Origin of the sequence: Paenibacillus sp. FSL R5-0887, assembly GCF_038002305.1 — a bacterium.
GTDB classification, from domain to species: domain Bacteria; phylum Bacillota; class Bacilli; order Paenibacillales; family Paenibacillaceae; genus Paenibacillus_AQ; species Paenibacillus_AQ odorifer.
In genome coordinates this window covers 1,055,207-1,074,136 of the sequence record NZ_JBBOCE010000002.1, presented here as the reverse complement: position 1 = coordinate 1,074,136, position 18,930 = coordinate 1,055,207, and the positions used below count along the sequence as shown (strand labels likewise).

Below are 18,930 nucleotides of genomic sequence, written 5' to 3'. Positions count from 1 at the left end.
TAATTGAACAACTTGAAAGGAGCGATTCCTAATGGATTGGGATAAATTTAAGGTCCACGGCGAACCCCTGATATACGGAGCTATGGCAAGTATTGTTCTGGCTACAATCGGGATTATCGTCGGCCTGACCTATTTTAAAAAATGGGGATATTTATGGCGCGAATGGTTGACTACTGTTGACCACAAACGTATTGGGATTATGTATATCCTCGCTGCATTGCTTATGCTTTTCCGCGGCGGCGTTGACGCTATTATGATGAAGCTGCAAACAGCAGCCCCGGACATGAAATTTCTTGACGCACAGCATTACAACGAGGTATTTACAACACACGGCTTGATTATGATCCTTTTTATGGCCATGCCGTTTATTATCGGTCTGATGAATGTTATCGTTCCGCTGCAAATCGGTGCTAGAGACGTTGCCTTCCCGCGTCTGAATGCTGTCAGCTTCTGGCTCTTCTTCTTTGGAGCTATGCTGCTTAACATTTCGTTTGTTATCGGGGGATCGCCAGATGCTGGTTGGTCCGCATATTTCCCGCTAGCAAGTTTAGAGTTCAGTCCAACGGTGGGTAATAACTATTACTCGCTCGCACTACAAATTTCAGGTATTGGTACGCTCCTCACAGGCGTTAACTTTATTGTAACGATTCTGAAAATGCGTGCACCAGGCATGAAGTTGATGAAAATGCCGATGTTTACTTGGTCCGTATTGATCACCAACGTAATTATCGTATTCGCATTCCCTGTGCTTACGGTTGCACTCGCATTGATGATGTTCGACCGGTTGTTCGGCTCTCAATTCTTTACGATGGCCAATGGCGGTATGGATATGTTATGGGCCAACCTGTTCTGGGTATGGGGTCACCCTGAAGTATATATCGTTGTCTTACCGGCATTCGGTATTTATAGTGAAATTATCGCCACCTTCTCTAAAAAGAACCTGTATGGATATACATCCATGGTATTCAGTATGTTGATCATTTCCCTCTTGTCCTTCCTAGTATGGGCTCACCATTTCTATACAATGGGTCAAGGTGCTATGGTTAACAGCTTCTTCTCGATTACAACCATGGCGATTGCCGTACCAACAGGTGTGAAAATATTTAACTGGCTATTTACCTTACGAAAAGGGCGAATAACCTTTACGACACCTATGCTATACACCCTGGCCTTTATTCCGATCTTTACGATTGGTGGGGTAACAGGTGTCATGTTGGCTATGGCCAGTGCCGATTACCAGTACCATAATACGATGTTCCTGGTTGCCCATTTCCACTACGTTCTTATTCCAGGTGCGGTCTTCGCCGTTATCGCAGGGTTCCATTACTGGTTCCCTAAAGTATTCGGTTTCCGTCTGAATGAACGTCTTGGCAAGCATGCCTTCTGGTGGATTATCATTTCCTTTAACGTATCGTTCTTCCCGCTGTTTATTCTCGGACTTAAGGGTATGACCCGCCGACAATACACCTATTCTGCGGATACCGGATTTGGCCCGCTGAGTATGGTCTCATTCGTAGGTGCGATCGGTCTCGCTATTGGATTTGTAATCCTGGTTTATAACATTTACTGGAGTACTCGTTACGAACCAAGAGATACTGATGGAGATCCGTGGGATGCACGTACTTTGGAATGGGCAACGAAAAGCCCGATTCCAGCTTACAACTTCGCAGTGGTTCCAAATGTAAAAACACGCGATGCTTACTGGTCTGCTAAACAAGATAAAGTACCGCTTTTTGAAGATAAGATTACTAAGATTCATATGCCTAGCAACACAGGAAAACCATTTATTCTGGGTGTTATCTTCTTCATAGCAGGGTTCTCTCTGGTCTTCAGTCTTTGGATTCCAGCGATCCTCTCTGGAGTAGGTATCCTCATTGTTCTAGCTGCTATGTCCTTTGATCGGGATCACGGATTCTACATCCCAGCAGAAGAAGTTATTGCTACTGAAAAGAAATTGCGGGGTGAGACAGTATGAAAATAGATGCGTCTAAGCCGCTTGAATACTCAACAGAAGAGAATAGTAATAAAATCTTTGGCTTCTGGGTTTTTCTAGGAGCGGAGATTGCACTGTTCGCTACGTTGTTCACTGTTTATTTTGTAATGGTAGACCGTTTTGCCAGCGGCCCTAGCGGGCCGGATCTTTTCGAAATTGGTCCAGTAATGATCGAAACATTGCTGCTGCTGACAAGTTCGTTCACGATTGGTCTTGCAGTTCATGCCATGCGGCATGGTTACCAAAAAGCCATGATGGTCTTTTTCGGACTAACCCTTCTAATGGGTCTCGGCTTCCTTGGTATTGAAATCACGGAGTTTGTCACTTATGTTCACGAAGGGGCTACACTTCAAACCAGTGGTTTCCTATCCAGTCTTTTTGTACTGCTGGGAACACACGGAGCTCACGTATCGTTCGGGTTCCTGTGGGGTGCGGCTATTCTAATCCAGTTGAAGCGTCAAGGTATTAATCCGGCTACGGCCAATAAATCCTTTATCTTCTCGCTGTACTGGCATTTCTTGGACGTTGTCTGGATCTTTATTTTCAGCTTCGTCTATCTGAAAGGACTGATGTAGCATGATGAAGCAATTGTTTCCAATTCGCCATGTGATGGGTTTCTTAGCCTCTCTTGTCCTTTCTGTGGCTGCACTTGCTGTAATCTACCTTGATCTATCCAACACTGCGAACATGGCTATCCTGCTTGTTACAGCCCTCATTCAGGCTTCCTTGCAGCTCTTCCTGTTCATGCATATTGGTGAATCAGCAGATACCAAGAAAGAACTTTACATCAATATCGCCTATGCCTTATTCGTTGGTCTAGTTACGATATTCGGTACGCTCTTCATCTTCGTATGGGGCTGGTATGCTTAATTACAGACACTAATACTCAAAGGGACGTCTCTAAAGCCAAAATGGCTTAGGGACGTCTCTTTTTTTGCGTTTATTTCGGAGGTTAGTTGTAGCGGATGCCCGGAAATGAGCATCTTTTTAGGCAATAGCTGCACGGGACTCCGAAACTTCGCTCAATAGGCGGAAAATGTGCGAATAGCGTCATTTGAGTCCGAAAGCTACGGGGGATGAGGTTGGCTCGGTGCGATCGGACTCAGAGGAGCTTAAAAGCGGGAAACAGCGTCATCAGGGTCCTAAAACTACTGTGGACGAGATTGGCTCGGCGCGATCGGACTCAGATGAGCTTAAAAGCATGAATTAGCGTCATTTGGAGTTGTAACGGACCCCAAAGCCGCTATTGGTGTGTAAAACGCCCAAAATGAGCGCCTTTCTAGGCAATAGTTGCACTGGAGTCCGAAACTTCGCTCAAAAGGCGGAAAATGTGCGAATAGCGGCATCTGGGTCCGAAAGCCGCGGGGGATAAGGGGGCTTGGCGCGATCGGACTCAGTTGAGCTTAAAAGCTGGAATCAGCGGCATTTGGAGTAGTAACGGACCCCAAAGCCGCTATTGGTGTGTAAAACGCCCAAAATGAGCACCTTTCTAGACAATAGCTGCAGTGGAGTCCGAAACTTCGCTCAAAAGGCGGAAAATGTGCGAATAGCGTCATCTGGGTCCGAAAGCCCCGGGAGACAAGGCTAGCTTGGCGCAATCGGACTCAGATGACCTTATAAGCAGAAATCAGCGTCATCAGGGTCCTAAAACTACTGTGGATGAGGTTGGCTCGGCGCGATCGGACGTAATTTTGATTAATAGTAAGAGATAGATAGATCCCCAAAGGATAATCTTGGGGATTTTTTGTTGACATATAAAACAAACTGTATTAATAATAGTAGTACAGTTAGTACACATCGTAATGGATTTAATGCAAGATAGTGGAAGGAGGGAAGTTATGTTCGAACTGGACGTTCGTAGTCGGAAGCCGATTTATGAGCAGCTGACCGATAAGGTCAAGGAGATGATTCTGCATGGTATTTTGCAGACGGATGAACAGCTACCTTCTGTAAGGACGTTATCCCAGCAGCTAACCGTGAATCCCAATACGATTCAGAAGGCTTACCGTGAATTGGAACGTGAGGGATATATCTATTCATTACAGGGGAAAGGAAGTTTTGTAGCCCCAGTGAAAAAAGAACAAAATGCGATCAAAAAAGCGGAAGTCCGGAACGAGTTGCTGAGGCTGATGGCGGAGGCGGTATACCTTGGGTTCACCGCAGCTGAGATTAGTTCTTTGTACCAACAAGTGGAGAAGCAAAGAGAAGGAGGGAAGAGTGATGATTGAGATTCGGGGAGTCAGCAAGTTATTTCAAGGCGAGAAGGCAGTCGACGATATCTCTTTAACGGTACATAAAGGAACAATTTATGGGCTGCTCGGCTCTAATGGCGCTGGCAAAACAACGCTGCTCAAAACATTGGCGGGCATCTACTCTCCAGATAAGGGGACCGTGCGGGTGGATGGTGAAGCGGTATTCGAACACCCGACGACTAAGCAACGGGTTATTTTTATGCCGGATGCTCCTTACTTTTTCCCACAATCCACCATGCTGCAAATGGCGGCCTTCTATCGCTCGATTTATCCGAGCTGGAATCAGAAGCGTTTTGAAGATTTGGGAACCGTATTTCAGCTCGATAAAAAACGCAAACTCAGTCGTTTCTCCAAAGGGATGCAGCGGCAAGCGTCATTTTGGTTATGTTTAAGCTGTATGCCGGATGTGCTGATTATGGATGAACCGATTGACGGATTAGATCCGGTGATGCGGCGTCAGATCAAAAACCTGCTATTTCAGGAGGTTGCTGAACGCGAGCTGACGGTAATCATATCTTCCCATAACCTTCGTGAGATTGAAGATCTGTGCGATCATGTTGGGATTATGCATGGTGGGAAGATGTTGATTGAGAAGGATCTGGATGATCTTAAGGCGGATACACATAAGATTCAAGTGGCGTTTCGGGATGAACGGCATGAGATTCCGTTAGCTGCCAAGCTACAAGTTCTGCATCAAGAGCGCCGGGGAAGTGTGAACCTATATATTGTAAAAGGGGATCGTGAACGGATCAAAGCGGCTTTTCAGGTGTACGAGCCATACGTATTCGATTTGCTTCCATTAACGTTAGAAGAGATCTTTATTTATGAAATGGGGGATGTCGGATATGATGCGCAGCCATTACTACTTTAATAGCAGTATTTTTCGCCAGAACTTCCGCCAGCATGGCTGGATAGGGATTATATATGCACTCGGCTTATTATTTGCACTTCCATTACAGCTCTTCATGAGCAGCAATCCGGATGCAAAACCGCAGGAAGTTGATCATTTATTTCGCATAGCTGGTAGTGTGCAAGCCTTGTTTATCATTACGATCCCAGTTGCCGCAGGACTATTCTTATTCCGATACCTTCAGGCAAAATCACCCGCAGATCTTTGGCATAGCCTGCCTTTACGCAGAGAGCATTTATTTACAGCTCATCTGACGAGTGGACTTACCTTACTATTGCTGCCTGTTTGGTTAACTGCTGGGGTGGTTGCCGTTGTTAAGCCGTGGAGTGGTAATTTTTATATTTTTCAAGGCGCAGATATTTGGCAATGGTGTATTACAGTTAGTATTCTGACTTTGTTCCTCTTTTGCTTTAGTGTTTTTGTGGGAATATGTACGGGCCAATCTATTCTTCAGGGAATTATCATTTATATTTTGCTTATTCTTCCTGCTGTACTGATCTCATTAATCCACAGCCATTTAGCTATGTATCTTTATGGATATGCAAATGCAAACTCTAACTTGCGTGATTCTATTTCGCAGATATGGTCTCCTTTTGTTCATATCGTGTATTATTTTACCGGCAAACCCTTCACCAATACAGAATTATGGATTTATGGGGTATTGGCACTTCTATTTATCGAGTTGTCGTACCTGTTATACCGTAAACGTAATACGGAAAAAGCGGGTCAGGCTATTGCCTTTGGATATTTCAACCCACTGTTTAAAGCAGGGGTTATGTTATGCGCCATGCTTATTGCCGGTAATTATTTTGCGCAAATGAAGCAACAGCAAATGGGCTGGGTGATTAGTGGATATGCCATCGGAGCCATTATTGGTTATGTTGCCGCAGAAATGATTGTTCGGAAAACATGGCAGATTATGACGCGTAAAATGGTAGCTGAGTTTGCAGTTTATGCGGTAATGATAGGGTTACTTCTGTATATCCCGGTATCAAGTGTTACGGGGTATGAAGCTAGAGTGCCTTCCGGTGATAAGATTAGCGGTGTATATATGGGAGCTAACTACCGGTTGTATGCCCCAACGGATGATTTGTACACTACACCCTACATGGGGCAGAACCCTTTTTCCGATGATAAAGATTATATAGAAGCTGTCCGTAAACTCCATCAAGCGGTAGTTGCGGTACGTCCAGAACTTACCTCACAACAATACGTTTATGAATATTTTACTCTGGCTTATCAATTGGAGAATGGTCACAAGCTAGTGAGGGAATACTGGATCCCTAATAAGGGGTTTGAATCAGAGCTCAAGGCGGTTAAGGATACCGAAGCTTACAAGTATGAAAAGTATAATTTAGCTCTCTTAGACAAAGACCTGGATTATATGTGGGTTACTAACAGGAATAAAAAAGTAGCGATCTCTGATCCCGGGGAAATTTTAGAGCTAAAGGAGATTATCAAACGCGAAATTTTGAATATGTCCTACGAAGTACAGATAGATAAGGATGGAATACCTGATGTGGCTAATATCCAAATAGAGGTAAAGGCAAAAGAGGACAGCAATCAAGTTTCTTCAAGTTATGGTTATAATTATCCATGGAAATCTTCTTTCCATGAGCTTGAAAAGTGGATGAACGAAAAAGGTTATGCCGATAAAATACGAATAACAGCTGAAGATATCCAATCGGCAGAGATTATAAAAGATGATTATATGGACGAGCAAACACCTAAGAACCCTACTAGTCCTGAACAAAGAGTAGCGCTTGCACGCGAAAAGAATCGTACGGCTGTTACGAAGGATAAGACATTATTAACAGATATTTTGGACCATCATTTCCATTATGGTGTTGAGAATGGCAACTACATTGTGAAGTTGATGTACAAAGAGGGTTATAGCGATTTCGTAATGTTAAAAGAATCGGATATGACGCCTGAATTGAAAGCATTGTTGGAATAAGTTAAGAATAAGTTTAGAATAAGGTAAGTAAAAGATTACAGATAAAAGACTACTGGTTGACATAAACTGGATAGTTGGATTATGCTTTTGGAGATACGATAAGGATGATATGGAACTTTCAGGTCAGCCTCTGAACCAGTATATTCGTTTCCGGTAAAATAACATCGCTGTATTAACTGGTAAGGAGTTTTGTATTTAGGTGAAGCCCGACCATGGACGATAGAGTCCATGGTCTTTTTTGCATAGTAAGAGGTAATACATGGATGTGTGATTGCTGTAATGCCTCTGGAATCTGCTTCGAAGAGATCCTTTACTGTAGAATAATATAAATAGGAAAAATTGAGGTGAAAATATAATGTTAAGCATTACAGCGGAAGTGTCGTTAAGTAAATTTATGACTAAGCTGCTTCGGCATACCCCGGAGCAATATGGTCTTATTTTGGATCCAGAGGATGGTTCCTGTAGGTTGGATGATTTACTGTCTGTTATTGTAAGCACTCCTAGATGGTCAGAGGTGACTGTGGGAGATATTCGGCAAGTGGTCGCAGATTGTGACAAGCAACGATTGGAAATCATTGACGACCGGATCAAAGCCCGGTACGGGCATAGCCATACAAAAATCACTTATGGGCCGGGGACTCCGCCTGCTATACTTTTTCACGGAACTCATTCTGGTGTGCTTTCTGTGATTTTGGAGGAGGGGCTCCAATCGATGGGACGGCAGTATGTTCATTTGTCTGAAGGGACTCATTTTGCCAGTTTAGCCGGAAGTCCGCAGAGGGAAATTGATATTGTTAACCGTTGATACGATTAGAGCGGGTCAAATGGGTGTAACCTTTTATAAGGCGGGTAATAAGGTATGGTTGGCAGGTCATATACCGCCTTCCTGTCTTAAGGTGTACCCCGTAAGTTGAACTAGATCGACGTTTGGTCAGGAGGCATAATAACATGGATGAAATTCCAGATCACTTAGATCACGGATTACAGATTGTATTTATTGGATTCAATCCTAGTATCCGTTCTGGCGAGGTAGGACATCATTACGCGAATCCGCGGAATAATTTCTGGAGAATATTACATCAGTCTGGACTTACTCCCCGGTTGTATGATGCGTCTGAGGATGGGGACTTGCTTAAGCTGGGCTATGGGTTTACAAATATTGTTGCCCGTCCCACACGGGGAATCGACGATATTACTCGTGAAGAATACCAGGAGGGTCGGGAAATGCTTCGCTCCAAGCTGGAGAAATATCGGCCTCAAATCGCCTGTTTTGTAGGTAAGGGTGTGTATACAGAGTTTAGCCGCAGAACAAAAGCTAACTGGGGATTTCAAGGGGACGTGCCTCCAAAGGTAGATGGTGTCCGTGAATTTGTTGCACCCTCTTCTAGCGGATTAGTTAGAATGCCGATGGAAGAGATAGTTGGGATTTATCGCAGATTAGCCGAGTTTACGCAAGAGAACGATGGGTGATTGATGTATTCGGAGGTAGGGTGCTAAAGGACACAGGAGTCGTTAAAAGTAACAAATCACTCTAATTTGCGTGCTATCGGACTCCGATGCAGCTATTGGGTGGAAATTGACTGATTATGAGTCCATTTTGAGTAGATAGCGTCTCTGGAGTCCGAAAACACGACTAAATGGCCGAAAATCCACGAATAACGGCGCTTGAGTCCGTAAGGATAAAGGCTGGAGAGTTCGCTAGATCTGTGGATCTCTGTAGATCCCGCAGATAGATCGCCGATAGATCTTTTCCCGCAGATCCCCGATCCCGCAGATCCCGCAGATCCCGCAGATCTCTTCCCAGATCCCGCAGATCCCGCAGATCCCGCAGATCAGATCCCGCAGATCCCGCAGATAGATCCCGTAGATCACCGATCTCCGTAGATCCCGCAGATCCCGTGAGTTTTAACCAGCGGCAGAATGTAGGATAGAAAGACTGAGCAGTAACGCTGCAAATGGAGCTAAAGGACACAGGCTAAAAGTAACAAGTCACAATTTGTGTGCTATCGGACTCCAATGTCTGATTATGAGTCCATTTTGAAGATAGCGTTTCTGGAGTCCGAAAACAAAAATGGCCGAAAATCCACGAATAACGGCGCCTGAGTCCGTAATAAAGGCTTGTGTGGATCTCTGTAGATCCCGTAGATCGCCGTAGATCTTTTAGGAGATCCTCTTCCCACTTGCAGCAGAGTGTAGGTTAGAAAGACTAGCAGTAATACTGCAAATGGAGCTAAAGGACACAGGAGTCGCTAAAAGTAACAAATCACTCTAATTTGTGCGCTATCGGACACCAATGCATATTGAAATAGACCGAATCCATTTTGGGTAGATAGCGTCTCTGGAGTCCGAAAACACGACTAAATGGCCGAAAATCCACGAATAACGGCGCCTGAGTCCGTAAGAGTAAAAGCTGGGGAATTGGCCATGGATCTACGTAAAATTCGTAGACCCTGTAGATCCCGCAGATCCCGTAGATCCCGCAGATCCCGCAGATCCCGCAGATCCCGCAGATCCCGCAGATCCCGCAGATCCCGCAGATCCCGTAGCTCTCGCAAGGTCTGGCAAACTCTCGCATCTTAGCTATCTCTCGCTACTCTAGAATACCCTCAAACACAAAAGGAGCAAGATTCCATATCGGAATCTTGCTCCTTTTATAACTTCAAAGGGCAGTCTCAGTATATGAGACATGCCCTTAGTCCCTAATACATTAGGTCTCAATCAGCAGCAGAATGATAGAGGATAAGGATAGGCAAACACTAATCAGGCAAAGCACGGCAACGACCTGCTTCTGGTTCAGGCCTGCCCGAAGCAGGCGGTAATGAGCCTGGGTGGCATCGGCTTGATAAATGGACTTGCCTTGGATGAAACGTTTGACTACGACAAAAATGTTGTCGAAGATCGGTACGCCCAGCGCCAGAATCGGAATGAACAGCGACAGGACGGTGGCTTGCTTGAACGCTCCGTCGAGTGCAATTACCGCTAGGATGAAGCCGAGAAAGGTTGCCCCGGCGTCGCCCATAAAGATTTTGGCGGGCGGCTTATTGTAGCGCAGATAAGCAAGCGTAACGCCAATCAGTGAAATTGCCATAATGGCAGATGAGGATTGCCCCTTTGCCAGTGCGACAACAAATAACGTAATCGCCGAAATGGCCGTCAAGGCACCAGCCAGACCGTCCATGCCATCCGAGAAATTAATAACTGTGGTTACACCGAAGATCCAGATAATCGTCAGCAGAAACGATAGAATGACAGGCAAAACGATATAATCGCCTGAGAATGGATTGTAGAATCCGGTAAAGGCATTGCCAGAAACATAAACCAGGATCGCTGCGCTAACTTGTACAATTAACTTGGGCAGAGCTGGGAAATCTTTGCCTTTCGTTTTGTACCAATCATCCACCGTGCCTATGGTCAGCAACAGTACGCCACCTACAAATAATGCGACAGTCTCCATGGAGAAATCACGCGCGAACACCAGATAAGTGATAAAAAATCCGATGAATATGGCGTAGCTGGCCGTTAGCGGAATGGGCTCTCTATGAATTTTACGCTCAACGTCCTGCCGAGGCTTGTCCACAAAATCAAGCCGAAAAGCAAGCTTGCCGAGCGGCGGAATTAGAAAGTAGACGATAAGAAATGACATTAGAAATGATAAAACGTATAAAATGACGCTCACCACCGTTTTCTTTTTAAAATACCACAGATCGATTAAATCTACCTTAAAAAAGTAAAATTTTGTCGTGAGGGGTGTGAAGTTGACTTGCCAGCAACGCTGTAGTACCTTGTTGAGAAAAGCCTTTGGGGGATATTTATGAAATACGATGTTATTTTATTTGATGCCGACGATACGTTGTTTGATTATGGAATGGCAGAAAGTCACGCGTTGTCTAATGCCTTTCTACACTTTGGGATGCCCACAGGTGCAGCAGATTATGCTGCCAGTTATCAAGAGATTAACCACGCATTGTGGAGGGATCTAGAACAAGGAAGGATTTCATCTGCGGCGTTGCGGGTAGAGCGGTTTAATCGGTTGTTTGCTGCACATGCGCTTGAGCTTGATCCTGAAACATTCAGTGAGGCCTATCTACGTTTCTTAGGCGAAGGAACCTTTCTGATGCAGGGAGCAATCGAGCTATGCGGAGAGCTTGCAGATTGCCGCCTGGCGATTATCACGAATGGAATCAAGGATGTGCAAACTTCCAGAATCCAAGGCTCGCTGCTGAGTGATACATTTGAGCAGATCATTATCTCAGAGGAGGCAGGATGTCAGAAGCCAGAGACGGGGATTTTTGATTATGCTTTTGCCAAATTGGGGATTGAGGATAAGGAAAAAGTATTGATTGTGGGTGACTCCTTAACCTCTGATATTCAAGGCGGAATTAATTATGGGATTGATACCTGCTGGTTTAACCCGCTAGGGAAGATTAATGAGTCCGGCGTTCAGCCAAAATACGAAATCCGAAACCTGTCGGAGCTACTAGATATTGTTAGGGAAAGCTACTAACCTTCAATAAAAAAATAAGGTGTGAGCGCATAAGCGGCTCACACCTTTTATTTAGTAACCTGAAGAGGTTTATTGCCGAGTATCCAGCGGCTTCAGATAAGCCTCGATTTGCTGGCGTTTCGATTCCAGAAATGGCGGCAGCGCAAGGGATTCACCTAAGCTTTCCATAGGCTCATCTGTAGCAAAGCCTGGTCCGTCTGTAGCCAACTCAAAAAGGATGCCGTTAGGCTCGCGGAAATAGAGGGAACGGAAGTAGAAGCGGTCGACGAAACCGGAATTAGGAAGCTGTGCCTGGCGGATGTGTTCGATCCATTGCTTCAATTCGTCTTCATTATCTACGCGGAATGCGACGTGATGTACCCCGCCACGTCCCAAATGCTCTTGCTCCAGATCATTGCGTTCCTCCAGATGAACCTCAGCACCTGATCCGCCTTCACCAGTCTCGAATACGAGCACATCTGGCTGACCGGCAACTGTTGAAGGGTAGGTTCCTATACGGCGGAAGCCGAGCAACTGCTCCAGCACTACCGCTGTATGTTCTGCACTTTCTACTGTGAGATGTGCGGGTCCTAAGCCTACAATGCCATATTGGGCAGGTACTGGGCTTTTAGCCCAAGGAGTACCGCCGGCAACACCGTTATCATTTTCGTCGGATACGAGAATGAAACGTTGGCTCTCGTGATCGCGGAAGGATAAAGTCTGGCGTCCACCAAGTTCCTGTATCGTCCCATGCTCCACGTTAAGCTCGGTGAAGCGTTGCTCCCAGTAGGTAAGTGCGGCATCGCTTGGCACTCGAAGGGAGAGCGCGGAGATGCTGTTATTGCCCTCACGGTTGCGGCCTGCCATCGGAAGCTCGAAAAAGGTTAATTCGGTTCCGGGATTACCCTTCTCATCTCCATAGAATAAATGGTACACTGAAATATCATCCTGATTTACTGTTTTTTTAATGAGACGCAGTCCGAGTACCTCTGTATAGAACTTAAAGTTCTCCTGTGCTTTGCCTGTAATAGCTGAGACATGGTGAAGTCCTTTTAACGTTAAACTCATGGTAGTTACCTCCTTGTAAATGCTTTGGGTTTGTGGATTATTTTAATTTATTTTTAATATATCGATAGAATCTTTGGTGAATATTATTAAGTTACTATAATTTTAAAAGTAATAAGAAACTTTTGCAAGTGGATATTAATGTTTCATGAAATTTAATTCATACATAAGGAGAGAGTATAGTGCACACAACAACAAGCTTGATGAAACAATTACAGGAGTTAGGGATTGATCCACGGGGGACCATTCTAGTTCATTCCTCGTTAAAAAGTGTTGGCGAAGTAGAAGGAGGCGCGAACACGGTGCTGGATGCACTCAGTGAATATATGAAGGATGGGCTGCTTGTTTTGCCAACGCATACATGGGCTTATATTAATGCGGATAATCCGCGCTTCTCTGTTCAAGATTCCCCATCTTGTGTAGGGATATTACCGGAGCTGTTCAGAAAACGTCCAGGTGTTGTCCGCTCTTGGCATCCGACTCACTCTGTAGCGGCTTTGGGTGTTGATGCTGAGGCATTTACTGCAGGGGATGAACGTTGGGATACGCCATGCGCCCGTGGTTCAGTGTGGGGCAAGCTGCTTGATCGGAAGGCGGAAATTGTACTGCTGGGTGTCGATCTGCGGCGGAATACGTTCATTCACGGTATTGAAGAGTGGGTGGATATTCCGGGCAGAATGACGGATAGTCATGAGGAATTATATACGGTGACGCCGGCTGGCGATGAAATCATGGTGCCTTCTCGCAGACATTGTGGTCTCTCTTGGTCGGAGCATTTTTGGAAAGTGGAACGCGAGCTTGAGGAAGGCGGTGCCATGCGTAAGGGGAATTTCGGGGATGCGCTAGTTAGAGTGTGTGGAACAGTAGAAACGACGGATATTTTAAGCCAGATGCTAAAAGAGAATCCTGATCTTTTCTCCGATAATGAACCGCTACATGGTGAGTCCAAACCAGATCCGCTTCCAAAGACCAGACGTGAACAACCGTAGGTGGGAGAGGCTAAAGCATTTTTTCAGCACGCACAATCTGGAAGCCGCTATCAATGTATGGTATATTAATCTCACTAAAACATAGTAAGGAGATTGGAAATGGAAAAAACATTGGTCTTTGGACACAAAAATCCGGACACGGATACTATTTGTTCGGCAATTGCTTATGCAGCACTCAAAAAAGAATTAGGCTGGGATGCTGAGCCAGTTCGCCTGGGAGACGTTAGTGGTGAAACGCAATTTGCGCTTGATCATTTCGGAGTAGAGGCTCCTCGTCTGGTAGAGAACGTAGCTGGAGAAGCTAATCAGGTTATTCTTGTTGACCATAATGAACGCCAGCAAAGTGCGAATGACATTGATCGAGTGCGTGTAATTGAAGTTATCGACCATCACCGGATCGCTAATTTTGAGACTGCACATCCGTTATACTACCGTGCTGAGCCAGTAGGCTGTACTGCTACTATTCTTAATAAAATGTATAAAGAAAACGGTGTAGCTATCCCTAAAGACATCGCCGGATTGATGTTGTCTGCAATCATTTCTGATTCCTTACTGTTTAAATCTCCAACCTGCACCGCTGAAGATGTAGCTGCAGCACGCGAATTGGCTGAAATCGCTGGTGTAAATGCAGAAAGCTACGGCCTTGATATGCTGAAGGCTGGTGCTGATCTTAGCGACAAGAGTATCGCTCAACTGATCTCCTTGGATGCTAAGGAATTCAAAATGGGTGAATACAAAGTAGAAATCGCCCAAGTGAACGCGGTTGACGTTAATGATGTACTCTCCAAGCAGGCTGAACTGGAAACTGCACTGACTTCCATTATTGCTGAAAAAGAATTGGATCTGTTCCTGTTCGTAGTTACTGATATCCTCAACAACGATTCGGTGGGTCTGGCTCTGGGCCGTGTTGCAGGTGCAGTAGAACAGGCGTACAACGTGAAGCTTGATGACAATAAAGCACTTCTTAAGGGTGTAGTATCCCGTAAATCGCAAATCGTACCGGTACTTACAGAGACGATTGCTAAACTGTAAAGCATTTTGACAGTTGCGTTGTATTTTGTACAATAGAAATCCTGTCTATGAGAGTAGATTGGATAAAAAGAGCTCATGCCCCATCAGTAGTTAAGATGGTGACATGAGTTCTTTTTGTTTTACGGCGTATTCTGCTACAATATTTTGGGAGGGGATCCAACTGATCCTCTTCCAATTGCATGAACTTTGAACCAGCATGAGGAATATGACAAAGGGATAGGGGATATTGGAAATGGAATTGTTTGCAGCATTGGAACGGGACGACTACGAGGAATTATTATTTTGTCAGGATAAGGCATCGGGATTAAAGGCGATCATCGCGATTCATGACACGACACTGGGACCAGCACTGGGTGGAACACGGATGTGGACCTATGCTACGGAAGAGGAAGCTATTGTTGATGCGCTTCGATTAGCAAAAGGGATGACCTATAAAAATGCAGTATCCGGCCTGAATTTGGGTGGTGGGAAAACAGTAATCATTGGAGATCCCAAGAAGGATAAAAATGAAGCCATGTTCCGTGCTTTCGGAAGATACATACAAGGTTTAAATGGACGGTACATAACTGCTGAAGATGTAGGGACTACGGAAGAGGACATGAACATTATTTATCAAGAGACAGATTATGTTACTGGCACCTCACCTACGTACGGTTCTTCGGGCAATCCGTCACCAGCAACGGCTTACGGTGTTTACCAAGGAATGAAGGCAGCCGCTAAAGCCGCCTTTGGCAGTGATTCGCTTGAAGGGAAGACAGTAGCTGTTCAAGGCGTGGGGAACGTGGCCTTTACACTGTGCAAACATCTTCATGAAGAAGGAGCACAGCTTATCGTAACGGACATCCATAAACCAGCCGTTCAACGTGCAGTAGAGGCCTATGGCGCCAAGGCTGTAGATCCAGGCGATATCATCAGTGTAGATTGTGATATTTATGCTCCTTGCGCTCTTGGAGCGACAATTAACAATGAATCCTTACGGGTAATCAAGGCGAAAGTGATTGCAGGAGCTGCTAATAATCAGCTGAAGGATTCCTCGCATGGTGATGCACTTCATGAGATGGGGATTGTATATGCTCCAGATTACGTGATTAATGCAGGTGGCGTCATTAATATTGCGGACGAGCTGAACGGCTATAATAAGGAACGTGCCTTTAAGCAGGTGGCGAAGATTTACGACAATATTACCCGCGTAATGGAAATTTCCCGTTTGAACGGAATACCTACTTATGCCGCTGCGAACCAGCTTGCAGAGGACCGGATAGCGCTATTAAGAAATAGCCGCAGCACCTTCCTGCGTAATGGTCAACATGCACTTAGCAGAAGATCGCTGCGGGGATAAGCTGTAAAAAAACTCGGCAAGCTCCATCCGATTACAACTTCGGAGGGACTGCCGAGTTTTTTATGTTCTTTTATTTCTACAAGAAACGTTTATTCTCTTTCGAGGACGGTAACGTGGTTTCTGCTTATTCCTAATTACTGAACCTTTTGCGGTTCTGGGTAAGTGACGCCGAAGGTGTCGACCGTCACTTTTTTCATGACTGGTGGCTCATCTGGACGATCAGAACCGTCACGAGGCAGGCTCACAATTCTTTTTACAGCTTCGATACCTTCAGTTACTTTACCAAAAGCGGCGTAGCTTCCATCTAGACTAGGGTAAGCTGCATCCATAATAAAGAACTGGGAACCGGCAGAGTCAGGAGCCTGTGATCTTGCCATGGATAGAACACCTTCTGTATGCAGAAGGTTATTGGTGAACCCGTTGCCAGAGAACTCTCCGGCGATACTGTAACCCGGGCCTCCCATACCTGTACCATCAGGGTCGCCGCCTTGAATCATGAAGTCAGGAATTACTCTATGGAATATAGTGTTATCATAAAATCCTTTTTGAATAAGTGAGATGAAATTGTTTACGGTGTTAGGGGCAACCTCAGGGTATAGCTCAGCTTGGATGATATCCCCGTCTTCCATTTCAATGGTTACTAAGGGATGACTTGCCGTAGCTGAAGGAACGCCTTCAGTTGGGGCTGCACCTTCCCCAGGTGCTGATCCGCTGCTTCCATTATTACTGCTTGCATTGTTATTGTTTGGTTTGTTACCGCAACCTGCCGCAATAACCATGACCAGGCATAACATGATCAGAAGAATAGCGGATTTTGTTCGTGTAGACTTCACTAAATAATCTCTCCTTTTTATTGAATAATCTCGTAGGTACTTCCCATAATACCTCCTTTGTCCTATTACATGCAAAGGTCAGTTATGACTTCTGGGATTGGCACATCTTAAAAAGAAGTTTACAATGGTAGGATGTTTCCAAAGAGAACATCGAGAAAGGATGTGCATAGGATGCTCTTTTCGTGGAAGCGGAATTTGATCGTGCTTTGGATAGGGGTTTTCTTTTGTAGTACAGCTTATTCGATCTCGATTCCCTTCCTTTCCATTTTTTTGAGCGACGAACTTGGGGTTTCAAATCATTTGGAGATTTGGTCAGGGGTTAGTTTTGGAATAACCTTTCTTGCCAGCGCTTTAATCTCTCCCTATTGGGGTTCGCTAGCCGACAAGTATGGTCGGAAACCGATGCTTATTCGCTCGGGTTTTAGTCTGGCAGCTTTATACCTTATTAATTATTTTGTACATGATCCTTATGTTTTTTTGATTGTGCGTGTGCTGCAAGGACTGCTTGCCGGTTTTGTTCCAGCAGCTATTGCAATGGTAGCCACCAATACACCTGAGCATAAGACGGGGTACGCTTTAAGTATTATGTCTACAGCCGGAGCGACAGGTAGTATTATTGGACCATTAATTGGCGGTGTAGTGAGCTATTATACCAGCAACCGGATTGCTTTTTTATTCTCAGCGGGTATTGTACTTATCTCAGCGCTCATTGCTACTTTTTTTGCAAAAGAGGAGAACTTCGACCGTTCGGCTCCAAGGTCACATGTAAGTGATGATATCAGGGAAGCGAGAAGTAACCGAGCTTTTATTACTTTGCTCTCGCTGGCGGGAATCAGTACCTTCTCCGTTATGATTCTGGAACCGTTAATCCCAATTTATCTACTGGACATGGGGATCTCCAAAAATAGTGCCTCGCTAAGCTCGGGAATCGTATTCTCCGCTGTGGGGATTGCTACGGTGCTGATGGCTCCGCAGTGGGGCAGACTCGGCAGCCGAAAAGGCTTTGGGATGATCTTATTTATTGGACTGATCGGGGGCGGCATCGGTAATATTCTGCAGTTTTTTGTTTCGGGCTATGTAGAGTTCGCTATCCTTCGCTTTGCTTACGGCCTGTTCTATGCAGGTGTGCTGCCGTCAGTGAATGCCATGATTGTACAAGTAATTGAGCCGGGATTCCGTGGACGGGCCTTTGGCCTGAATCAGGCGGCATCTCAGCTTGCGACGATGGCTGGACCGATTATCGGCGGCTTATTAGGCGCGGTGATTCCAATTCGCTGGGTGTTTGTAATCAATGGAGTGATGCTGCTGGTAGCAGCGATATTGGTTAAGACCCGCAAGCTGGAAGCACAAATCGCCGCTGCTCGTCCCGCAGAACAGCCAACAACGATGCAGGGTTAACTGCTAACTCAATGAGCATGTCGTTATTTAGAAACAACATAAAGCCGCCGGGCTCATAGCCCGGCGGCTTTATTCATATTAAGCTGCTATTCTCCCTGCGAACCGTTCAAAACGTCTGTTCCCGGCATAACATCCACTGGCGGGGAGGCAGGGTCAATAATGGAATTTGGATATACATCGTCTGCATCTGGAACATCCTCTAGCGGCTGATCTTCTTCTTCCATCTCCAAGAGTTCCTCATCCTTAGTATAATCCGTATCATCTAGGGTTAATCCTGCGGTTTCAGCGGCTAGATATGCATCGGATTCCACTAACTCATCTCTTTCGATTACATCCTTAGGTGAGTTTAAACCAATATCTGCTGCCAAGTATTTATCGCCAACCAAGACAGGATCTGCGTCATCATCAACAATATCCTCTTCATCCATATCAGCTTGTATATAACGTTCATATTCAAAGTCAGCCTCAGTTTTATTTGGTGAACTATCCATAGCCGTTCACTCCTTTTTTATGATAAAATTTGAACTTCCTATGTTTATCTTTACCCGTTTGACCATGATCGAATCGCTGATCCAATAAATGGGTATGTCTATATTAGATTAGTAAAAAATGGGTGAAAGCAAAAGCCGATGAAAAACGTTCTTTTTCGAGAAAATTTACAAGAATAGGCAGGGATAGT

At 45.1% G+C, this 18,930-nt stretch carries 19 protein-coding genes; 13 read left to right on the top strand and 6 right to left on the bottom strand.

Annotated features, from left to right (window positions below; translation table 11 throughout):
• The first annotated feature begins 31 nt into the window (after nt 1-31).
• The 8 genes from qoxB (at nt 32) to MKY14_RS22770 (ending at nt 8,582) form a co-directional block, all read left to right on the top strand.
• Nucleotides 32-1,975: a cytochrome aa3 quinol oxidase subunit I gene (gene qoxB, locus MKY14_RS22805; RefSeq protein WP_076194156.1), complete on the top strand. Its 1,944-nt coding sequence runs from the start codon at nt 32-34 to the stop codon at nt 1,973-1,975.
• On the top strand, nt 1,972-2,568 hold the full coding sequence (qoxC, locus tag MKY14_RS22800; protein WP_042124373.1) for a cytochrome aa3 quinol oxidase subunit III: 597 nt from the start codon (nt 1,972-1,974) through the stop codon (nt 2,566-2,568). The genes qoxB and qoxC overlap by 4 nt, the downstream gene beginning before the upstream one ends.
• A gap of 4 nt (nt 2,569-2,572) precedes the next feature.
• Complete coding sequence (gene qoxD / locus MKY14_RS22795; RefSeq protein WP_036680878.1) at nt 2,573-2,863, top strand: cytochrome aa3 quinol oxidase subunit IV; 291 nt, start codon at nt 2,573-2,575, stop codon at nt 2,861-2,863.
• A 968-nt stretch (nt 2,864-3,831) separates the two neighbouring features.
• Complete coding sequence (locus MKY14_RS22790) at nt 3,832-4,221, top strand: GntR family transcriptional regulator (protein WP_076129581.1); 390 nt, start codon at nt 3,832-3,834, stop codon at nt 4,219-4,221.
• Nucleotides 4,214-5,116, top strand: coding sequence for an ABC transporter ATP-binding protein (locus MKY14_RS22785; RefSeq protein WP_036680830.1), 903 nt, complete (start codon nt 4,214-4,216; stop codon nt 5,114-5,116). Before MKY14_RS22790 ends, MKY14_RS22785 begins: the two co-directional genes overlap by 8 nt.
• Nucleotides 5,070-7,112, top strand: a complete 2,043-nt coding sequence (locus tag MKY14_RS22780) for a hypothetical protein (protein WP_340977382.1) — start codon at nt 5,070-5,072, stop codon at nt 7,110-7,112. The genes MKY14_RS22785 and MKY14_RS22780 overlap by 47 nt, the downstream gene beginning before the upstream one ends.
• A 355-nt stretch (nt 7,113-7,467) precedes the next feature.
• Nucleotides 7,468-7,917, top strand: a complete 450-nt coding sequence (locus MKY14_RS22775; RefSeq protein WP_340977380.1) for an RNA 2'-phosphotransferase — start codon at nt 7,468-7,470, stop codon at nt 7,915-7,917.
• 143 nt (nt 7,918-8,060) lie between these two features.
• Complete coding sequence (locus MKY14_RS22770; protein ID WP_340977379.1) at nt 8,061-8,582, top strand: mismatch-specific DNA-glycosylase; 522 nt, start codon at nt 8,061-8,063, stop codon at nt 8,580-8,582.
• A 163-nt stretch (nt 8,583-8,745) separates the two neighbouring features.
• On the opposite strand, the gene MKY14_RS22765 is transcribed toward MKY14_RS22770, so the two are convergent.
• The 3 genes from MKY14_RS22765 to MKY14_RS22755 form a co-directional block, all read right to left on the bottom strand.
• Entirely contained in the window at nt 8,746-9,084 is a 339-nt protein-coding gene (locus MKY14_RS22765) for a hypothetical protein (RefSeq protein WP_340977378.1), read from the bottom strand.
• 385 nt (nt 9,085-9,469) lie between these two features.
• Nucleotides 9,470-9,667, bottom strand: a complete 198-nt coding sequence (locus MKY14_RS22760) for a hypothetical protein (protein ID WP_340977377.1) — start codon at nt 9,665-9,667, stop codon at nt 9,470-9,472.
• A 152-nt stretch (nt 9,668-9,819) separates the two neighbouring features.
• Nucleotides 9,820-10,755, bottom strand: coding sequence for an MraY family glycosyltransferase (locus MKY14_RS22755; protein WP_076129282.1), 936 nt, complete (start codon nt 10,753-10,755; stop codon nt 9,820-9,822).
• Between the two features lie 168 nt (nt 10,756-10,923).
• Between MKY14_RS22755 and MKY14_RS22750 the strand changes: the two genes are divergently transcribed.
• A complete protein-coding gene (locus MKY14_RS22750) occupies nt 10,924-11,616 on the top strand; it encodes a YjjG family noncanonical pyrimidine nucleotidase (RefSeq protein ID WP_340977376.1) in 693 nt (230 codons plus the stop codon).
• Nucleotides 11,617-11,685: 69 nt separating this feature from the next.
• Here MKY14_RS22750 and MKY14_RS22745 read toward each other — a convergent pair whose 3' ends face one another.
• Nucleotides 11,686-12,663, bottom strand: coding sequence for a ring-cleaving dioxygenase (locus MKY14_RS22745; RefSeq protein ID WP_076129280.1), 978 nt, complete (start codon nt 12,661-12,663; stop codon nt 11,686-11,688).
• Between the two features lie 179 nt (nt 12,664-12,842).
• Here MKY14_RS22745 and MKY14_RS22740 point away from each other — a divergent pair, with 179 nt between their 5' ends.
• The 3 genes from MKY14_RS22740 to MKY14_RS22730 all read left to right on the top strand — a co-directional run bounded on the left by MKY14_RS22740 (nt 12,843) and on the right by MKY14_RS22730 (nt 16,020).
• Nucleotides 12,843-13,649, top strand: a complete 807-nt coding sequence (locus MKY14_RS22740) for an AAC(3) family N-acetyltransferase (RefSeq protein WP_076147149.1) — start codon at nt 12,843-12,845, stop codon at nt 13,647-13,649.
• Between the two features lie 99 nt (nt 13,650-13,748).
• Nucleotides 13,749-14,681 (top strand): manganese-dependent inorganic pyrophosphatase, encoded by a 933-nt coding sequence (locus MKY14_RS22735; protein WP_076129278.1) that lies wholly within the window; start codon nt 13,749-13,751, stop codon nt 14,679-14,681.
• A gap of 232 nt (nt 14,682-14,913) precedes the next feature.
• The gene (locus MKY14_RS22730; protein WP_248547923.1) at nt 14,914-16,020 is read left to right on the top strand and encodes a Glu/Leu/Phe/Val family dehydrogenase; all 1,107 of its coding nucleotides are present in this window, start codon (nt 14,914-14,916) and stop codon (nt 16,018-16,020) included.
• Nucleotides 16,021-16,154: 134 nt separating this feature from the next.
• On the opposite strand, the gene MKY14_RS22725 is transcribed toward MKY14_RS22730, so the two are convergent.
• Nucleotides 16,155-16,814 carry a peptidylprolyl isomerase gene (locus tag MKY14_RS22725; RefSeq protein WP_051491160.1) on the bottom strand — a complete coding sequence of 220 codons (660 nt, stop codon included), beginning with the start codon at nt 16,812-16,814 and terminating at the stop codon, nt 16,155-16,157.
• 210 nt (nt 16,815-17,024) lie between these two features.
• On the opposite strand from MKY14_RS22725, the gene MKY14_RS22720 reads away from it, so the two are divergent.
• Entirely contained in the window at nt 17,025-18,251 is a 1,227-nt protein-coding gene (locus MKY14_RS22720) for an MFS transporter (RefSeq protein ID WP_076137142.1), read from the top strand.
• An 86-nt stretch (nt 18,252-18,337) separates the two neighbouring features.
• Here the strand turns inward: MKY14_RS22720 and MKY14_RS22715 are convergent, their stop codons facing one another.
• Nucleotides 18,338-18,742 carry a hypothetical protein gene (locus MKY14_RS22715; protein WP_051490926.1) on the bottom strand — a complete coding sequence of 135 codons (405 nt, stop codon included), beginning with the start codon at nt 18,740-18,742 and terminating at the stop codon, nt 18,338-18,340.
• Nucleotides 18,743-18,930 lie beyond the last annotated feature (188 nt).

Coding starts and splice junctions, on each gene's coding strand:
- MKY14_RS22720 (WP_076137142.1), top strand. CDS start 17,025: ATGCTCTTTTCGTGGAAGCGGAATTTGATCGTGCTTTGGATAGGGGTT.
- MKY14_RS22790 (WP_076129581.1), top strand. CDS start 3,832: ATGTTCGAACTGGACGTTCGTAGTCGGAAGCCGATTTATGAGCAGCTG.
- MKY14_RS22725 (WP_051491160.1), bottom strand. CDS start 16,814: ATGTTATGCCTGGTCATGGTTATTGCGGCAGGTTGCGGTAACAAACCA.
- MKY14_RS22775 (WP_340977380.1), top strand. CDS start 7,468: ATGTTAAGCATTACAGCGGAAGTGTCGTTAAGTAAATTTATGACTAAG.
- qoxD (WP_036680878.1), top strand. CDS start 2,573: ATGAAGCAATTGTTTCCAATTCGCCATGTGATGGGTTTCTTAGCCTCT.
- MKY14_RS22755 (WP_076129282.1), bottom strand. CDS start 10,755: ATGTCATTTCTTATCGTCTACTTTCTAATTCCGCCGCTCGGCAAGCTT.
- MKY14_RS22730 (WP_248547923.1), top strand. CDS start 14,914: ATGGAATTGTTTGCAGCATTGGAACGGGACGACTACGAGGAATTATTA.
- MKY14_RS22770 (WP_340977379.1), top strand. CDS start 8,061: ATGGATGAAATTCCAGATCACTTAGATCACGGATTACAGATTGTATTT.
- MKY14_RS22750 (WP_340977376.1), top strand. CDS start 10,924: ATGAAATACGATGTTATTTTATTTGATGCCGACGATACGTTGTTTGAT.
- MKY14_RS22715 (WP_051490926.1), bottom strand. CDS start 18,742: ATGGATAGTTCACCAAATAAAACTGAGGCTGACTTTGAATATGAACGT.
- MKY14_RS22785 (WP_036680830.1), top strand. CDS start 4,214: ATGATTGAGATTCGGGGAGTCAGCAAGTTATTTCAAGGCGAGAAGGCA.
- qoxB (WP_076194156.1), top strand. CDS start 32: ATGGATTGGGATAAATTTAAGGTCCACGGCGAACCCCTGATATACGGA.
- MKY14_RS22735 (WP_076129278.1), top strand. CDS start 13,749: ATGGAAAAAACATTGGTCTTTGGACACAAAAATCCGGACACGGATACT.
- MKY14_RS22780 (WP_340977382.1), top strand. CDS start 5,070: ATGAAATGGGGGATGTCGGATATGATGCGCAGCCATTACTACTTTAAT.
- MKY14_RS22745 (WP_076129280.1), bottom strand. CDS start 12,663: ATGAGTTTAACGTTAAAAGGACTTCACCATGTCTCAGCTATTACAGGC.
- qoxC (WP_042124373.1), top strand. CDS start 1,972: ATGAAAATAGATGCGTCTAAGCCGCTTGAATACTCAACAGAAGAGAAT.